This window comes from Candidatus Nanopelagicales bacterium, from assembly GCA_018003655.1.
GTDB lineage: Bacteria > Actinomycetota > Actinomycetes > S36-B12 > UBA10799 > JAGNDY01.
In genome coordinates, this window is the sequence record JAGNDY010000020.1 from 13,301 (window position 1) to 29,172 (window position 15,872).

15 protein-coding genes are annotated in these 15,872 nt (G+C 63.6%); 7 read left to right on the top strand and 8 right to left on the bottom strand.

All coding sequences use genetic code 11. From position 1 onward, the window contains the following. Nucleotides 1-8: 8 nt before the first annotated feature. The gene (locus KAZ48_04845; GenBank protein ID MBP7972104.1) at nucleotides 9-776 is read left to right on the top strand and encodes a hypothetical protein; all 768 of its coding nucleotides are present in this window, start codon (nucleotides 9-11) and stop codon (nucleotides 774-776) included. Here KAZ48_04845 and KAZ48_04850 read toward each other — a convergent pair. Beyond that, nucleotides 768-1,751, bottom strand: coding sequence for a 4-hydroxy-3-methylbut-2-enyl diphosphate reductase (locus KAZ48_04850; protein ID MBP7972105.1), 984 nt, complete (start codon nucleotides 1,749-1,751; stop codon nucleotides 768-770). The two genes, KAZ48_04845 and KAZ48_04850, sit on opposite strands and share 9 nt — an antisense overlap. A gap of 73 nt (nucleotides 1,752-1,824) precedes the next feature. Between KAZ48_04850 and KAZ48_04855 the strand changes: the two genes are divergently transcribed. Beyond that, nucleotides 1,825-3,066, top strand: a complete 1,242-nt coding sequence (locus KAZ48_04855) for an exodeoxyribonuclease VII large subunit (GenBank protein ID MBP7972106.1) — start codon at nucleotides 1,825-1,827, stop codon at nucleotides 3,064-3,066. Then, on the top strand, nucleotides 3,059-3,343 hold the full coding sequence (locus KAZ48_04860; protein ID MBP7972107.1) for an exodeoxyribonuclease VII small subunit: 285 nt from the start codon (nucleotides 3,059-3,061) through the stop codon (nucleotides 3,341-3,343). The genes KAZ48_04855 and KAZ48_04860 overlap by 8 nt, the downstream gene beginning before the upstream one ends. Before the next feature lie 4 nt (nucleotides 3,344-3,347). Here KAZ48_04860 and KAZ48_04865 read toward each other — a convergent pair whose 3' ends face one another. Then, a complete protein-coding gene (locus tag KAZ48_04865; protein ID MBP7972108.1) occupies nucleotides 3,348-3,875 on the bottom strand; it encodes a DUF4245 domain-containing protein in 528 nt (175 codons plus the stop codon). Nucleotides 3,876-3,947: 72 nt separating this feature from the next. Between KAZ48_04865 and KAZ48_04870 the strand changes: the two genes are divergently transcribed. Then, entirely contained in the window at nucleotides 3,948-5,627 is a 1,680-nt protein-coding gene (locus KAZ48_04870) for a fumarate hydratase (GenBank protein MBP7972109.1), read from the top strand. Here the strand turns inward: KAZ48_04870 and KAZ48_04875 are convergent. The 6 genes from KAZ48_04875 to KAZ48_04900 form a co-directional block, all read right to left on the bottom strand. Continuing rightward, nucleotides 5,587-7,932, bottom strand: coding sequence for an alkaline phosphatase family protein (locus tag KAZ48_04875; GenBank protein MBP7972110.1), 2,346 nt, complete (start codon nucleotides 7,930-7,932; stop codon nucleotides 5,587-5,589). The two genes, KAZ48_04870 and KAZ48_04875, sit on opposite strands and share 41 nt — an antisense overlap. Beyond that, a complete protein-coding gene (locus KAZ48_04880; protein MBP7972111.1) occupies nucleotides 7,929-8,705 on the bottom strand; it encodes an MBL fold metallo-hydrolase in 777 nt (258 codons plus the stop codon). The genes KAZ48_04875 and KAZ48_04880 overlap by 4 nt, the downstream gene beginning before the upstream one ends. Nucleotides 8,706-8,797: 92 nt before the next feature. Then, nucleotides 8,798-9,322 (bottom strand): transglycosylase SLT domain-containing protein, encoded by a 525-nt coding sequence (locus KAZ48_04885; GenBank protein ID MBP7972112.1) that lies wholly within the window; start codon nucleotides 9,320-9,322, stop codon nucleotides 8,798-8,800. Nucleotides 9,323-9,608: 286 nt separating this feature from the next. Further along, a complete protein-coding gene (locus tag KAZ48_04890; GenBank protein ID MBP7972113.1) occupies nucleotides 9,609-10,901 on the bottom strand; it encodes a PhoH family protein in 1,293 nt (430 codons plus the stop codon). Nucleotides 10,902-11,067: 166 nt separating this feature from the next. Further along, nucleotides 11,068-11,829, bottom strand: a complete 762-nt coding sequence (locus KAZ48_04895) for an isoprenyl transferase (GenBank protein ID MBP7972114.1) — start codon at nucleotides 11,827-11,829, stop codon at nucleotides 11,068-11,070. 59 nt (nucleotides 11,830-11,888) lie between these two features. Continuing rightward, nucleotides 11,889-13,997 carry a thioredoxin domain-containing protein gene (locus KAZ48_04900; protein MBP7972115.1) on the bottom strand — a complete coding sequence of 703 codons (2,109 nt, stop codon included), beginning with the start codon at nucleotides 13,995-13,997 and terminating at the stop codon, nucleotides 11,889-11,891. A gap of 85 nt (nucleotides 13,998-14,082) precedes the next feature. Between KAZ48_04900 and KAZ48_04905 the strand changes: the two genes are divergently transcribed. The 3 genes from KAZ48_04905 to KAZ48_04915 all read left to right on the top strand — a co-directional run. After that, nucleotides 14,083-14,805, top strand: a complete 723-nt coding sequence (locus KAZ48_04905) for a DsbA family oxidoreductase (GenBank protein ID MBP7972116.1) — start codon at nucleotides 14,083-14,085, stop codon at nucleotides 14,803-14,805. Nucleotides 14,806-14,938: 133 nt separating this feature from the next. Then, entirely contained in the window at nucleotides 14,939-15,670 is a 732-nt protein-coding gene (locus tag KAZ48_04910; protein ID MBP7972117.1) for a Bax inhibitor-1/YccA family protein, read from the top strand. A 108-nt stretch (nucleotides 15,671-15,778) separates the two neighbouring features. Next, the coding region (locus tag KAZ48_04915) for a class I fructose-bisphosphate aldolase (protein MBP7972118.1) at nucleotides 15,779-15,872 on the top strand (94 nt) is incomplete at its 3' end.

The window sequence follows — 15,872 nt, forward strand, 5'->3', positions numbered from 1 at the left end:
TTTTGCTCATGGATGATTCGCAGCCGAAGCCCCAGTCACCGTGGGCACCGGAGAGCGACGAACTAGAGGACCCCGACGGAGTTGTACTGCGCAGCCCCGCCCCAGCAGCCGACTCGACACCGCCTAACGGCCTCCAGTGGCCTTGGGAGGTCGATCCGGCAGACCGGCCGGACAAGGTCGAGGCCGGCCCTGCTGTGAAGACCGAGCGCCTCTACCGCTCTGGGAGATTCAGTGGTGAGACGAAGGCTGAGGATCCGATGGAGGTAACCGGAGTGGGTCGTGCAGGCGTGTTGGCGAGCGAGGATGCCTCGTCAGCGCCCTACGCTGCACCTGCGATGAGTCAACCGACACCGAGCCCTGCCGTGGCCGAGGCCGCTGCATCCACGGGCGCCAACACCGGCTTCAGCACGCTCTACGTTGCGCTGACAATCACCGGGGCCACCACCGTCGCGGCCATCATCGACATGATCATCAACCGGCGACTGACCATCATCACCGGCATTGTGTTCGTGTTGGTGTGCATTTTCACGGCCTTCAAAGTCCGGCCCAGTGACCTGTGGACAGCGGTGATCACACCACCGTTGGCCTTCCTGGTAGCGCTCATCATCTCCGGACAGGTCACCGCCTTGAGCGGCAGTGGCGACCTTCTTCTGCGGGAAGCGACCGTGATCGCGACGGGCTTGGCGTTCAACGCGCCATTCGTGTTCGGTGGCACGATCGCCGCCCTCATCGTCGTACTGGTACGGCGCCCTAAGGCAAAAGCAGCCCTACGCTAGCGAGCCCGCCTGCCTGGCTTTGAGATCTCGCCGCAGCTCCGGCGGTAGCGCGAAGGTCAGGGTCTCCTCCGCGGAAGAGACAACCTTCAGATTCGGGTAGCCGTGGTTTGCCAGCCACTCAATGACGCCGTCGACCAGCACTTCCGGCACGGATGCTCCCGACGTCAACCCGACCACCTCGGCGCCGTCCAACACCTCGTCGCTGAGCTCGTCGGCAGAATCGACCCGCACTGAGCGCGCGGAACCCGCCTCCAGGGCAACCTCGGCCAAGCGGACGGAGTTCGACGAGTTGTTGGAGCCGACCACCACCATCAGGTCGCAACGGGCGGCAATCTCCTTGACCGCGATCTGGCGGTTCTGGGTCGCGTAGCAAATGTCGTCACTCGGTGGATCGATCAGCAGCGGCAGTCGGGCCCGGAGTCGATCCACCGTCGCCATCGTCTCGTCAACCGACAGAGTGGTCTGGGACAGCCACGCGACCTGCTTGCCCTCGGGGATCACCACTTGGTCGGCTTGCTCGGGACTTTCAATCAGCGTGATGTGGTCGGGCGCTTCGCCAGCGGTTCCCTCGACCTCCTCGTGCCCCTCGTGTCCGATGAGCACGATTTGGTAGTCCTCTGCGGCGAACCGTTTTGCCTCGTTGTGAACCTTGGTCACCAGTGGACAGGTCGCATCAATGGTCCGCAGATCCCTTGCCTCGGCCTCGGCGTGTACGGCCGGGGAAACCCCGTGCGCACTGAAGATCACCAAAGAACCCTCCGGCACCTCGTCTGTCTCGTCGACGAAGATCGCGCCGCTTTGCTCAAGTGACTTCACGACGTAGGCGTTGTGGACGATCTCCTTGCGCACGTACACCGGAGCGCCGTACAGATCCAGCGCCTTCTCGACTGTGACCACCGCCCGATCCACGCCCGCGCAATATCCACGGGGGGCGGCCAACAGCACGGTGCCGGGGTCGTCAATTCGAGAGTCCATGCATCCATGTTAGAGCGCCTGCGCAAGCCCGGGTGAGACCGCGCACGTGCGACCGGCGCGTACGCTCTGATTTGTGACGCTGGAAACCAGTCCGGACAAGCCGGCGCCGCTGCGGCAAATAAGCAGCCTCATCCATGACTGGATCGCGCGGATGGGCGCCGTCTGGGTCGAGGGGCAGGTCACGGAGATCAAGTTGCGCGGCGGCAATAGTCAGGTTTACATCAAGGTGCGCGATGTGGAAGAGAACGTCACCATCCAAATGGTCACCTCGCCCGGTGCTTTGGAAGCTGTCCAACCGCCGCTGCAGGACGGTGCCCGCATTGTCATGCATGCCCGCCCGGAGTTCTGGACGTCCCGCGGCAGCCTCGTGCTGCGAGCGCGCGAACTGCGGGCCGTCGGCCTCGGTGACCTGCTGGCTCGCATTGAGGTGCTCCGACAAGCATTGAGCAAAGAGGGCTTGTTCGATCGCGAGCGCAAGCAACCCCTGCCGTTTCTTCCTCGCCGGGTGGGGCTGATCTGCGGTCGCGGCAGCGCAGCCGAGAAGGACGTGGTGGAGAACGCCATCCGCCGGTGGCCGTCAATCGAGTTCGAGATCCGCGAGGTACCTGTCCAAGGCGCAACCGCGGCGAAAGAAGTCACTCAGGCCTTGGCCGAACTTGACTCCCTCGACACCGTCGACGTCATTGTCATCACCCGCGGTGGCGGATCCGTCGAAGATCTGCTGCCGTTCTCCGACGAGACCTTGGTCCGAACCGCAGCGGCCTGCCGCACTCCGATTGTGAGTGCAATCGGGCACGAGCAAGACTCGCCGCTGCTGGACTTCGTCGCTGATTTTCGCGCATCTACGCCAACGGATGCGGCTGCCAGGATCGTTCCCGATCTCACGGAGGAGCTTGCGGATCTGTCGGCAATGCGCCAACGCGCACTTCGGGCCATCGACGGTCGGCTCAGAACTGAAGAACACCTGATCGCACGAATCGCCAGTCACCCCGGGTTGGCCGACCCGAGCGAGATGCTCACGGAGCAAGGCGAGAAAGTTGCTGCGGCGCGGGACCGATGCGCGAGGGCACTGGCGAATCTGCTTCAGCAGGCATCGACATCGATTGAGCACCTGCGCACTCAATTGCGAACCGTCTCCCCGGCCGGGACGTTGGAACGCGGGTACGCGATTGTCACGCTGGCCGACGGGCGCGTGCTGCGACAGCCCGACGAGGTCCAACCGGCAGATCAACTTGAGATCAGAATCCACGGTGGTGCCATTGGTGCCACCGTCACCACGAGCCCACTACCGACGAACGAGGGAACCGATGTCTGAACAGCCGAAATCAACTGAGCAACGAGCAGCCTCCGAACAGCCAGCACCTGATGCCCTGTCATACGAGCAGGCACGTGACGAACTCACCAAAGTGGTCGCCGCCCTTGAGGCTGGGACGACGACTCTGGAGGAGTCGCTGGATCTGTGGGAGCGCGGTGAGAAGCTTGTCGGCATCTGCCAACGGTGGCTCGATAGCGCTCGGGTCCGGATCGAGGCTGTCCGCAACCGTGACGCCCAGTCCGGCGATGCGGGTGCCACGGACTTGGAGTCCGAGTAAACCGTCAGGACGTGCGCAGCGACGTCGCCATGGCAACGAGTTCGTCGTAGGTCAAAGTGCCGGTCACAATCGTCGTGATCCCGTTCTTACTGGAAACCAGCGATCGGTGGCCGGTGTCGCTGGAGTAGTAGCGCAGCCACTTCTGCCCATCGATCACCTGCTCCCCATCCGGCATGCCCTTGGCCGTCGACTCCTTGATGAAGTTCGGATCGGTGCCGTTGGTCTGTTCAAGTGCTGCGTATTGATTCGTCGGCGTGATAAATCCCAAGTGCCAGGTCGCGATTTTTGGATCGGCAGCTGACGGGACGTAGCGCACGGAGGTGGCTTTCCAGTCCTTGGCCTCACCCGTGGGTACCGCAACGTCGAAGGCCCCGGTGCTACGCGCAGCAGCCACGGTCGGTTGGTAGTCAACGACCCGGATCTTCTCGTCAGCGGGCTTGTACGTGAATAGCGCGATCAAAGCAACCAGCGCAATGACCGCACCGATCGACAACAGCATGTCGCGTGCGGTTTGGCTCAGTCGGGACTTCACGCCAATATCCTCACCCGGGCCGGCGACGGTGCATCCGTCGGGGCACCGACACCTGCACCGTAGGCTCGCCTCATGGCTGACTTCTCCTATGTTGATCTGCTTCCAATGGGTGCCGACCAAACCAACTACCGACTCGTCACCACCGAGGGTGTGCGGACAGTTGAGGGTGCGGGACGAACCTTTCTTGAGGTCGATCCAGCGGTGCTCACGCGGCTGACCTTCGAGGCGATGCGCGACATTCAGCACCTCCTGCGGCCCAGCCATCTTGCCCAATTGCGCAAGATTCTGGACGATCCAGAGGCATCGGCCAACGACCGGTTCGTCGCCCTCGACTTACTCAAGAATGCCAACGTTGCCGCTGGCGGTGTCCTGCCGATGTGCCAGGACACCGGCACCGCCATCATCACCGGCAAGAAGGGCCGCAACGTACTGACAACTGGCCAGGACGAGGAGCACTTGGCCCACGGCGTCTTCGATGCCTTCAGCCAGCTCAACCTGCGCTATTCCCAAATGTCGCCACTTTCGATGTGGGAGGAAACGAACACCGGCACGAACCTGCCCGCCCAGATCGAGATCTACGCCGACACCAAGCCTGGCCACGAGCTGCAATACGAGTTGATGTTCATGGCCAAAGGTGGTGGCAGCGCGAACAAGTCATTCCTCTTCCAAGAGACCAAGGCTGTGCTCAACCCCACCCGGTTCCGTGCCTTCCTCGATGAGAAGCTGCGCAGCCTCGGAACGGCTGCGTGTCCGCCGTACCACCTCGCGGTTGTAGTGGGGGGCACGAGTGCTGAGTACGCGCTCAAGGTCGCCAAGTACGCCTCAACCCGCTACTACGATTCGCTGCCGGTTCACGGCGGCGACCATGGAAACGGCTACCGCGACCTTGAGATGGAAGCCGAGATCCTCAAGCAGACACAGGAATTCGGGATCGGAGCCCAGTTCGGCGGCAAGTACTTCTGCCACGACGTTCGCGTCATCCGACTACCCCGCCACGGCGCATCCGCACCGGTGGCGATCGCGGTGTCCTGCTCGGCTGACCGTCAGGCATTGGCCAAGATCACCCCGGAGGGCGTGTTCCTGGAGCAGCTCGAACACGACCCGGCGCAGTACTTGCCCGAGGTAACTGACGACCACCTCGCGGAGGCTTCGACGAACGAGGTGGTCACCGTCGATCTACGCGCTCCGATGACCACGATCCGTGAGCAACTGTCGCAGCTACCGGTCAAAACCCGGTTGAGTCTGACTGGTCCACTGGTCGTTGCCCGCGACATCGCCCACGCCCGCATTCAGGAGATGCTCGACCGCGGCGAACCCATGCCCGACTACCTGCGCGACCATGCCGTCTACTACGCCGGACCCGCCAAGACACCTGCGGGAATGCCGTCTGGCTCGTTCGGCCCGACCACTGCCGGGCGAATGGACGCCTATGTCGATGCGTTCCAGCGTGCCGGCGGATCGTTTGTGATGTTGGCGAAGGGAAACCGCTCGCAGGCGGTCACCGATGCCTGCAAGACCAACGGTGGCTTCTACCTGGGATCGATTGGTGGACCAGCTGCCTTGCTGGCCGCTGACTGCATCAAGCACGTCGAGGTCATCGACTTCCCCGAACTCGGGATGGAAGCAGTGTGGAAGATCGATGTCGAGAACTTCCCCGCTTTTGTGGTCGTTGATGACAAGGGCAACGACTTCTTCGCCGAAACCATGCGGCCTATCGCGAACCGGATTCCTGTCGGCCCACCGTCGGAGTAGCCGCGTACTGATCCTGATTCGCATCGGCCAAGCCGTCCGTGCCCGGTGCTATCTCGCCGGTCGGTGGCAGGTTGGTCGATTCCAGATTGGTCCGATGCCCGAGTTGCTCTAGCCACTGCACCATCTGGTGATGGACGGCCTCGGCGCCGATAAGTCGGCCCGATTTGCCGAGTAGCTCTGGATCAATACCCATTTCGCTGGGGTGAACCAGGATCGCGCGGGTCTGCCAGCCACCAAGGCCGCCGTGGCAACCCACCAGTTCCTCAAACGCCGCGACCTCGTCGATCGCCGCGTCGTACATCGAGTTCACGTAGATGTCTGGCGCGTTGGTGAAGCGCGAGACCCGCAACAAGTCGTCTCGTGCTTCATCACCGAACGGCGTTAGCGGGTCTTCCCCACTGATCTCATTGGTGAGCAGGTAATGAACACCGTGCGCACCGATGGCGACCGGACCGTGAGCCTGCGTGTCAACGAGCAGGAAGCTGATCCCAGGGTGCGTTGCCAAACCGTCGACCAGCCCCGGGAAGTCGGCCTCAAGGTCTTCAACGGTGAGTCGACCAGGCTTCTGCGCGAACCAAATTCCGCCGAGGTTACCCGAACCAACTACCACCAGTTCAGTGAGTTGATCACTGTCGGAATCGGCCTCCTTGTGCTCGTCGATTCCGGGGCCAAGCTCAACGACGCCATCGGACGTTCGGTTCTTCATCGCTCGCCGCGTGAGACCGCCGGTTACCGAATCCTGCTGCTGGAGTTGTGAGAGGAAGGTGTTGACCGGACCCCACGCCTCGACAGAGCCGGTCGCGGCCGCGACCTCGGCCTCGTCGATTCCCATCAGGTCACGCACAACGGTCTCGAGGGGAACCCCGAAACGCTGCTTGAAAGTTGACCCTTGGCTCTGCCCGTGATCGGAGACGCAGACGAACCGGTAGGGACGCGGCGCATAGCGGACGACCCGCTCCAATTGAGCCAGGACCGTGTCGAGACCTTCCAGGGCGCGTAGCGACTCTGGCCGTTGAACACCGGCGTGGTGGGCGATCTCGTCATAGTCGACAAAGTCCACGTAGATGCTCTTGGCGCCCTTCATCATCGACTCGATGACCAGGGCCTCATTGAGGTCGCGCAGGAGCACATTGGTGACCCCCCGCAGGAAGACGTAGGAACCCTTGCGTTTGATTCTCGGTTCGATGTTGTGCCGGATCTGGCGACGCGCCTGATACTTCTCCTTGATCATCTCGCCGATGGTCAAGACGACTGCGCGCGTGAAGCCCGACGGGTGGGTGAAGAACGAGGCGTACGACTTCGATGGCCCGAGTCCAGAGCGCACCTTGCTCATTCCGCTCATGACGAGTAGGCGTGACTGCGCGTCGCCGGAGAACAGGTTCGAGATGCTCACGCCGGTGTCGGCGAGCAGCCCTCGGCCGTTGGAGATTCGCTCCTCGATCACGGCAGCGTCCGGCGGGTGATTGGCCACCAGCAACTGGCCGGATTCCTTTTCATACCAGCGGAAGGCAGGCATGTTCTCGCTGGTTCCGTGCAGCAGCCCGGCTTGCGACACCGGGGTTGTCGATGGCAGGCGAGCGCGCCATTCGGTCCACTTGTAAGAGCCCGATCTGATCCACCGAGACAACGTCGGCAGGTTGCCGGACTTCACTGCCCAGTCCAATACCGGAGCGGGCATGCCATCGAGTTGAACGAAGATGACCCCGGTCTGCGGATGGCCGCCACCGGCAATGGACTCCTTCTCCGCATCGCTGAGGTTGACCCCCCACGTGCCGCCACGCGTGCTTTGCCGCAAGGCCTGAATGAGGAAAGCGCTGTCATCGTCAGAGGCCAGCAACCACTGGACCGTCGCCATGAACACCGCGTAGATCCAGGTTGCCAGGAAGATTTCGACCAGGTTGCCGGACGTGATGCCAGGGGCGATCTCCAGCGTGATCAGAAAAATCACGAAGTTGCCAAACACGGCCAGCAAGGCCGCGCCGAGCCAGCCGAGCGGCAATGCGACGCGGATGAGAAGCGGCCGGAGCATGGCAGCGAAGATGGAGTTGATCAACGCCGCGACCGGTATCGCCAATGGCGTGCTTGCGCTGATTCCCGGAGCGATCGCGATCGTCAGCGAGAGCGCGAATACCGACAGCAGGAAGCGCCACACGATGTCGCGCAGCCGGTGCCGATCGCGCCACGGGTCACGGCTGAGGTCCTTGCCAGCCTGGTTACGAACCGACAGTTCCTCGCGACGAGCGGCCTTCGCAGTGGCCTTGTCGAGTTTGCGCTGCTTCGCGTCGTTGCTGGGTTGCTTGCTCATCGGGCGAACTCCGCATAGTCACCTGGCTGGACGACAACCAGATCGCAGTCGATCCCACGCTCGTTCGCGACCCGGGCGAAGTCCTGCGGCGGGGTTTGCAGCAGAGCGCTCAGCGACGGCCGGATAGCGCGCAATCCGTATGGGAACAACGTGCCCCAGTGGATCGGCATCGCGTGGGCCGGTTGGATCAGCGCGAGAGCGTCCACGGCCCGGTCGGGGTTCATGTGGCCGGGACCAAGATTTGGCCCCCAGCCCCACACCGGCAGCAGGGCCGTGTCGACCGGACCGAACTGCTGCGGGAGGAGCGCCATCTGGTCGTAGACATCAGTGTCACCGGCGAAGTACACGTTGGTTCCCGACTGATCGCTGATCATGTATCCGATCGCCTCGGCACGCGGGCCGATCGGTGTCCGGAAACCGTCGTGATCAGCACGCAGGGCGGTGATGCGAAGCTCGCCCATGTCGTAGTGATCGCCAACTGGCAGTTCGATCAGATTGCGCACCCCACGGCGGTAGAGGAACTCCCCTGCACCCGCCGGCACAATGACGCGCGCATTCTTCACCATCGCCAGCGAACGGATGTCGCAATGATCGTGGTGCAAGTGCGAGATGAGGACAAGGTCTACATCGGCGAAGGCGTCGGAGTCGACAGCGCTCGGAACTCGGCCAAGGAAGGTCACGCGGGCGGTGAGCACGGGGTCGGTCAGCACGCGCAGCCCGGCCATCTCCACCAACACGGTGGCGTGTCCGAGGAAGGTGATGTCCGGTGGCACAGCAACAGGGTATGGGTTGACGCACCGATGGCGCCGATCCTCACGGGGAACGGCGCCATCGCAGCGGTCAACGGTGTTGCTGGTCGTTCGGCTTAGTACCAGTTGTGTGACTGCCAGAACGCCCAGGCGTGGGTCGGCGTTCCGTAGCTGCCGTGGATGTACTTCAGGCCCCAGCGGATCTGCGTTTCCGGATTGGTGCGCCAGTCCTTGCCGGACGTGCGCATCTTGCTACCGGGCAGCGACTGGGGGATGCCGTAGGCGCCGGAGCTGCTGTTCTCGGCGTGGTGGGACCAGCCGGACTCGTGTTCAAAGATGGTCACCACCGCGCGGTACTGAGCATCGCCCCAGCCGTACTTCTTCTTCATGTAGCCCTTGGCGTACCACTTGTTGTACTTCTTGGTGCCGAACTTGTACGGGGCTTTGGCCTTGGCCGGCTTGGCCTTCACCACGGTGGGCGCTGCCGAAACCGTCGAGGTTGCGGTGGTGGTGGGAGTGGATTCGGGCGTCGTGGCCGCGTACGCGACTGCGGCGAAAGCGGGGATAGCGACGACAGTCGCAGCGACGGTGCCAGCAATGATCTTGCGGTCCATGGGGTTTCCTTCATCTGTTCCGCGCATGGCTTCGCGTCAATGCGTGATCACGTACCCGCTTGTGGTGGGGGTTGTTGCCCGAGATGGTCGGTTTGGAGACGGGCTATGCGAAGCTCGCGGCGCAGGAGGCGCCGTGACGTCTGCGGGTACTTACAGAGTTAGGTTGCCCGCGAGGGAACCAGTCGTACCGGTCCCCGGGGTGAGGTGCCGCACGGACGAGCTACCACGAAATCCGCGATACCACCCGAAATCGGACACGGGGCAAGCAGCGTCGGGGTTGCGGTTGGGCGGCTTGCGGCGGGAAGAGAGCGCCTCAGACCGGGCTGTCGAGCAGTTCGGTGACGAGGGCGGCGATCTGCGACCGCTCGGAACGCTGCAGCGTGATGTGGGCGAACAGCGGATGACCCTTGAGCTTTTCCACCACAGCGACGACACCGTCGTACCGACCAACGCGCAGGTTGTCGCGCTGACCCACGTCGTGGGTGAGAACGACGCGAGAGTCGCGACCAATTCGCGACAGCACAGTCAGCAACACATTGCGTTCCAGCGATTGCGCCTCGTCGACGATGACGAACGCATCGTGGAGTGACCGACCGCGGATATGCGTCAGTGGCAGTACCTCAATGAGGTCGCGGGCAATGACTTCCTCCACGATCTCCGGCGTTGTGATCGCCGACAGGGTGTCGAACACCGCCTGACCCCAGGGAGCCATCTTGTCGGTCTCACTGCCGGGCAGATAGCCGAGTTCTTGGCCGCCGACCGCATACAGGGGTCGGAAGACCATGACCTTGCGATGAGCCTGGCGCTCCAGCACAGCCTCAAGTCCCGCGCTCAATGCGAGGGCCGATTTGCCGGTTCCTGCTCGGCCACCCAACGAGACGATGCCGATGTCGGGATCGAGCAGTAGATCGAGCGCGATCCGTTGCTCTGCACTTCGACCGTGCAGGCCAAACGCCTCCCGATCTCCTCGCACCAGGTGGACGCGCTTGTCTGCCTGCACGCGCCCGAGCGCGCTGCCGCGTTCGGAATACAGGACCACGCCCGTGTGGCAAGGCAGGTCACGGGCCTCATCCAGATCGGCAGCCCCGAACTCATAGAGGTCGTCGATGAATTCGTTGGAAACCGACGCCTCGGTCATCCCCGTCCAGCCAGAGGTGACCGCCAACTCGGCTTTGTACTCCTCGGCCATGAGACCCATCGCCGATGCCTTGACGCGCATCGGCAGGTCCTTGCTCACCAGCACGACGTCACGACCCTCCAAGGAGAACGCCTGCGCGACGGCAAGGATGCGGCTGTCGTTGTCGCCGGATTGGAATCCGCTGGGCAGCACCCGCGGGTCGGCGTGGTTGAGCTCAACGCGCAGCGAGCCACCACCGGGCAGTGGCACCGGCTCGTCGAGGCGGCCGTTAATGACGCGCAGGTCGTCGAGCATTCGCAGGGCCGTTCGGGCGAAGTAGCCGAGTTCCGCGTGCGAGCGTTTAGCCTCCAACTCAGTCACGACGACGACCGGGAGTATGACCTCGTGCTCGTCAAACCGGTTGATCGCATTGGGATCGCTGAGCAGGACGCTGGTGTCAAGCACGTAAGTGATCGTCACAATGGTCACGCTAGGCACTAAATCGTGAAATACCCGCTACGCCGCTCCGACGATTTGGTGAACCGTTGGGGCCTGCGATTGCTTAATCGCCATTGCGTGGACAGCCGACCGCCCCGGTTTCCGGAACGGATGCGACTCGGAATGTCCCGCCTGCTCCGGGGCGAATGTGCGGGGCTTACGCGCCGAAGCGTCGCTCGCGCTGGGCGTAGGAGCGCAGAGCTCGCAAGAAGTCGACCTTGCGGAAATCGGGCCAGTACGCCTCGCAGAAGTAGAACTCGGAGTTCGCGCTCTGCCAGAGCATGAAGCCGGACAGTCGCTGCTCGCCCGAAGTGCGAATCAACAGGTCCGGGTCGGGCTGGCCCTTTGTGTAGAGGTGCTCAGCGATGTGCTCAACGTCAATGACCTGTGCCAACTCGTCCAGGCTGGTGCCCAACGCTGCCTGCTCCTGCAAGAGCGCCCGAACGGCATCGACGAGTTCACGACGACCGCCGTAGCCGACGGCAACGTTGACGGTGACGCCGGTGACCGCCGACGTGGCAGCGTCGGCCTCCTTGAGCGCGCGGGCGGTGTCGTCCGGCAGCAGATCCAACGCGCCGACCGGATGGATGTGCCACCTGCCGGTGGCCGCCAAGTCGGTGACAGTGTCGGTGATGATCGTGTAGAGGTGCTCAAGCTCGTCAGATGGCCTGGCCAGGTTGTCGGTGCTCAGCAGCCAGAGAGTGACAACCTCGACGCCCACCTCCTCGCACCAGCCCACGAACTCCTCGATCTTGGCTGCGCCCGCGCGGTGACCGTGGTGACTCTCAGACCCTTGCAAACTCGCCCAGCGCCGGTTCCCGTCCAGGACAACACCAACGTGGCGGGGGATTCGGTCGTGGTCGATCTGCGACACAAGTTGTTTGGCGTACAACTGGTACGCGACATCGCTGAGACCCACGGTCTGAATACTCGCACGTTTCGCTTTCAGCGTGAACGAATGTCGACCCTTCGGATCAATCAGTTCAGCGCGGCTGCCAATCCCGATGCGTCAGTGATGGGTGCAGAACAGGTTGTTCCCCGGCAGACGTAGGCCGCTGTCGCGCCGTTGATCGTCCGCTTGCCCAGGAAGGGACCCGCTTCGTCCGGTCGCTCAACCCCGACGGCGACCACCAGACCGGGCGCGGTAGACCGCAGCGCGGTTCGGTGTAGCTCGCCGCGCTGCGGGTCTGCTGCCTCGCCGACGATTACCACCACCTGTGGCCCATCCACGTAGGCCGCAGCGGCAGCGAGCAGCCAGCCAGCGAATCGGGGCGAGCGCGACCCCAGTTGCTCGGCCATCAGCAGACCCTGTTCGCCGGCGGCTAGGTGCTGCGGTGAGGCCATCAGCGACCCGTAGCTGAGCAACGCTTCGGTCGCGGCCGACCAGCCAGATGGCGCCGCAAGATCGGCGGGATCGCTGGGCCGGATGAACAGCTGCTCGGCATCGGCGGCGGTGTCGAAGAACGCACCGGACTCGTCAATGAACTGCGCCAGTACGACGTCGAGCAGGTCGCCGGCCAGGTCAAGCCATCGTGGTTCTCCGGTTACGCCGAACAGCGTGACCAGCGCACTGGCAACGTCGCCGTAGTCCTCCAGCACGGCCGGAGCGCTGGCTGACGCCGTACCGTCTCGCGAGGTGCGGGTCAGCGACTGCAGCGTGCCGTCGGCGCGGCGCGTGATGTGCAGGCGCTCAAGCAGTTCGGCGGCCGCCACGGCTGCGGCGATCCAGCTCGGCTCGTCAAGCAGCGCGCCGGCTTGCGCGAGACCGGTGATCGCCAATCCGTTCCACGCCGCGACCACCTTGTCATCGCGGGCCGGCTGTGGACGTTCATTGCGAGACTCAAGCAACTTCGTTCGCACCCGCGACCACCACAACCAGTTGGGATCAGCCGGGAGTTGCAGCACGGACGCGCCGTCCTCGAAGGTGCCGCCGGGGGTGACCAGCAGCACTTCGGCCGCCAGTGCGGCGTCCGTCTCACCCAGGGCGTCGGTCAGTTGGTTGGGCCGCCAGGCGTAGGACGCACCCTCGTGCGCGTGACCGCCGGGCTCAACCGGTGCGTCGGCATCCAGCGAGGCGGCGAACCCGCCCTGTTCGGTGCGCAGATCACGCAGGAGGAACTCCGCCGTCTCGCGGGTGATCCGTTCGGCCAGCGGGGAGCCGGTCGCTCGGTACCAGTGTGTATAGACCTGAAGTAGCAATGCGTTGTCGTAGAGCATCTTCTCGAAGTGCGGCACGATCCACGCCCGGTCGACGCTGTAGCGCGCGAACCCGCCCGCGAGTTGGTCGTAGATACCGCCGCGGGCCATCGCCTCACAGGTTGCCGCAACCATGTCGAGGGCGCGACGGTCGTTCGTCGCGGTGGCGGTTCCTGCGGTCGCGGGCGTACCGGCCGCGCCCCATCGGAGCAGGAACTCCAGCACAGATGACGGTGGGAACTTCGGCGCACGGCCGAAGCCAGCGTGTTGGTGGTCGAAGTCTCTGGCCAGACCCTCGACGGCAGTGGAGCAGGTCTCGCGCAGGCGGTCCGCCAGGGAGGTGCCGGCAGTGTCGCCGACGACCGGCTCTGGCTTGTCGATCTCGCCGGGTTGGTTGCTCGCTAGCGCGGCCGTGATGCGCTCGGCGCTGGCCTCGACGTCGGCGCGGCGCTCGGTCCACGCCTGCGACAACGCCAACAGAATCTGCCGGAAGCTCGGCGACCCATGCCGCGGTTCGGGTGGAAAGTAGGTGCCAGCATGGAAGGGTCGGCGTTCGGTATCGAGGAAGACACTCATCGGCCAGCCGCCCTGGCCGGTCAATGCCTGCAGCGCCGACATGTACACCGCGTCGACGTCAGGGCGTTCTTCTCGGTCGACCTTGATGCAGACAAACCGGTCGTTGAGGATCGCCGCGGTGGCCTCGTCCTCGAACGACTCATGCGCCATCACGTGGCACCAGTGGCAGGCCGCGTAGCCGATCGACAGGAACACCGGTACGTCGCGGCGCTTCGCCTCCGCGAACGCCTCGTCGCCCCACGGGTACCAATCGACGGGATTGTCGGCGTGCTGCTGCAGGTACGGGCTGGTGGCGTCAGCAAGGCGATTGGTCACTTGGCCATTGTGTCGCGCGGCGAGTGTTTCGACCACAATGCCTAGCGCCTGGAACAGACGGTCGCGACCAGTTGTTGGACGTGGCATGAGAGTTGAGATCTGGTCAGACATCGTGTGCCCGTGGTGCTACATCGGCAAGCGCAAGTTCGAGGCCGCTCTGAAACGCTTCGATCACGCGGATCAGGTCGAGCTGATCTGGCGCTCCTTTGAACTCGACCCGCACGCTGCGCCGAGCAGTGACGTTGCCGGTGACTACGCGGCGAAGTTGGCGGGCAAGTACGGCACGTCCACCGCGCAGGCCCAGCAGATGCTCGACAGCATGACCGAGACAGCGGCGGGAGAGGGTCTCACCTTCGACTTCAGCATCTCCCGACCGGGAAACACGTTCGATGCCCACCGGCTGCTCCACTTGGCCCGCGACAGCGGCCAGCAGGATGCGCTGAAGGAGGCATTCGACAAGGGAACCTTCACCAATGGCCTGTCGGTGTCGAATCACGACGCCTTGGCCGAAGTTGCCGTTTCGGTTGGCCTCGATGAGGTCGACGTGAAGTCGGTACTCACGTCTGATCGGTACGCCGACGCAGTGCGCGCGGACGAAGCCCAGGCACGCAACTACGGCATCAGTGGCGTGCCATTTTTCGTCATCGCTGGCCGCCTAGGAGTCTCCGGCGCACAGCCGGCAGACACGCTGCTGTCGGCACTGAACCAAGCGTGGGAATCCCGCGAGCCACTGACGACCATCACGGGCGAAGGAGGCGAGGGCGCCGACGCGTGCTCGGTGGACGGTGCCGCCGCCGGAACGTGCTGAGACACCCACCGCGCTGCGCACCGTCGCCAAGTCCGCGTAGATCCACCGACGTCGCCGCTGCGGCCGGTTCGTTTTGCGTTTGAGCATGCCTAGACTGTCGGCAAGTCCCGGAAACCAGACCACGGAGGCAAGAGTGGCGAACAACCGAATGCTGAACGAGGCGACGGCGACCGTTGTCAAAGGTCAAGCAAAGCCAACCGGCCGGGTCCTCACATTGCCCGATGTCCTCATCAAGACCGCAGCGTGCCTGGGCGTCGTTTTGGTCGCAGCCGTACCGGGTGCGATCCTGCTGGCGAGTTCCTTCATCCTGTACCTCGGTTTGCTCATTGTCACCATGATCGTTGGTGTCGTGATGATGAAGCGGGCTCCGATCCATCCCGGCCTGGCGCTGGGCTACAGCGCCCTACTCGGCCTCATCGTCGGCGGCTTCACCAGCTCAGCGGTCGCCTACGGCGGCAACGTCGCGATCATCCCGCAGGCCGTCGTCGGAACGGCTGCGGGAACCATCGGAATGCTCGTTCTGTACTCGACCCCATTCGGCAAGAAGGCCAGCAAGGCAACGCGGCTGTTCTTCGGAATGTTGATCGGCTACATCCTCATCGCCGTCGTCTCAGTCTTTTCCGCGGTTTTCTTCGGTGCCGGAAACGGCTGGGGCCTCTACGGAATGGGTCCGTTGGGGATCATCCTTTGCTTAGTCGGTGTCGCTTTGGCCTCGTGGTCGCTGCTGATCGATATCGGTCAGACTGATCGCGCGCTGAAGATGGGCGCTGATGCCGCCTATGACTGGACCTTCGGTGTCTCGCTCGCGGCTTCCATTGTGTGGCTGTACCTGGAGATTCTGCGCCTGCTCGGCATCGCCCGCTAGCCGGTCACCAAACCAGTTCCCTCTGACCCCTCGTCCCTGCCGCCAACCTGTGCGAGGCTGGAACAAGGAAGGTTCGGGAGCACAAACGTCACTGGGAGAGCCATCATCATGAATCAGCAGCAGTTCGACAAGATGAAGAACGCACCGGGCTTTATCGCAGCACTTGATCAGAGTGGTGGCAGCACCCCCAAAGCGCTCAAGC

Excerpts from the sequence above, each read along its gene's own strand:
- KAZ48_04870 (MBP7972109.1), top strand. The coding sequence starts at position 3,948 with ATGGCTGACTTCTCCTATGTTGATCTGCTTCCAATGGGTGCCGACCAA.
- KAZ48_04905 (MBP7972116.1), top strand. The coding sequence starts at position 14,083 with ATGAGAGTTGAGATCTGGTCAGACATCGTGTGCCCGTGGTGCTACATC.
- KAZ48_04850 (MBP7972105.1), bottom strand. The coding sequence starts at position 1,751 with ATGGACTCTCGAATTGACGACCCCGGCACCGTGCTGTTGGCCGCCCCC.
- KAZ48_04860 (MBP7972107.1), top strand. The coding sequence starts at position 3,059 with ATGTCTGAACAGCCGAAATCAACTGAGCAACGAGCAGCCTCCGAACAG.
- KAZ48_04885 (MBP7972112.1), bottom strand. The coding sequence starts at position 9,322 with ATGCGCGGAACAGATGAAGGAAACCCCATGGACCGCAAGATCATTGCT.
- KAZ48_04875 (MBP7972110.1), bottom strand. The coding sequence starts at position 7,932 with ATGAGCAAGCAACCCAGCAACGACGCGAAGCAGCGCAAACTCGACAAG.
- KAZ48_04845 (MBP7972104.1), top strand. The coding sequence starts at position 9 with ATGGATGATTCGCAGCCGAAGCCCCAGTCACCGTGGGCACCGGAGAGC.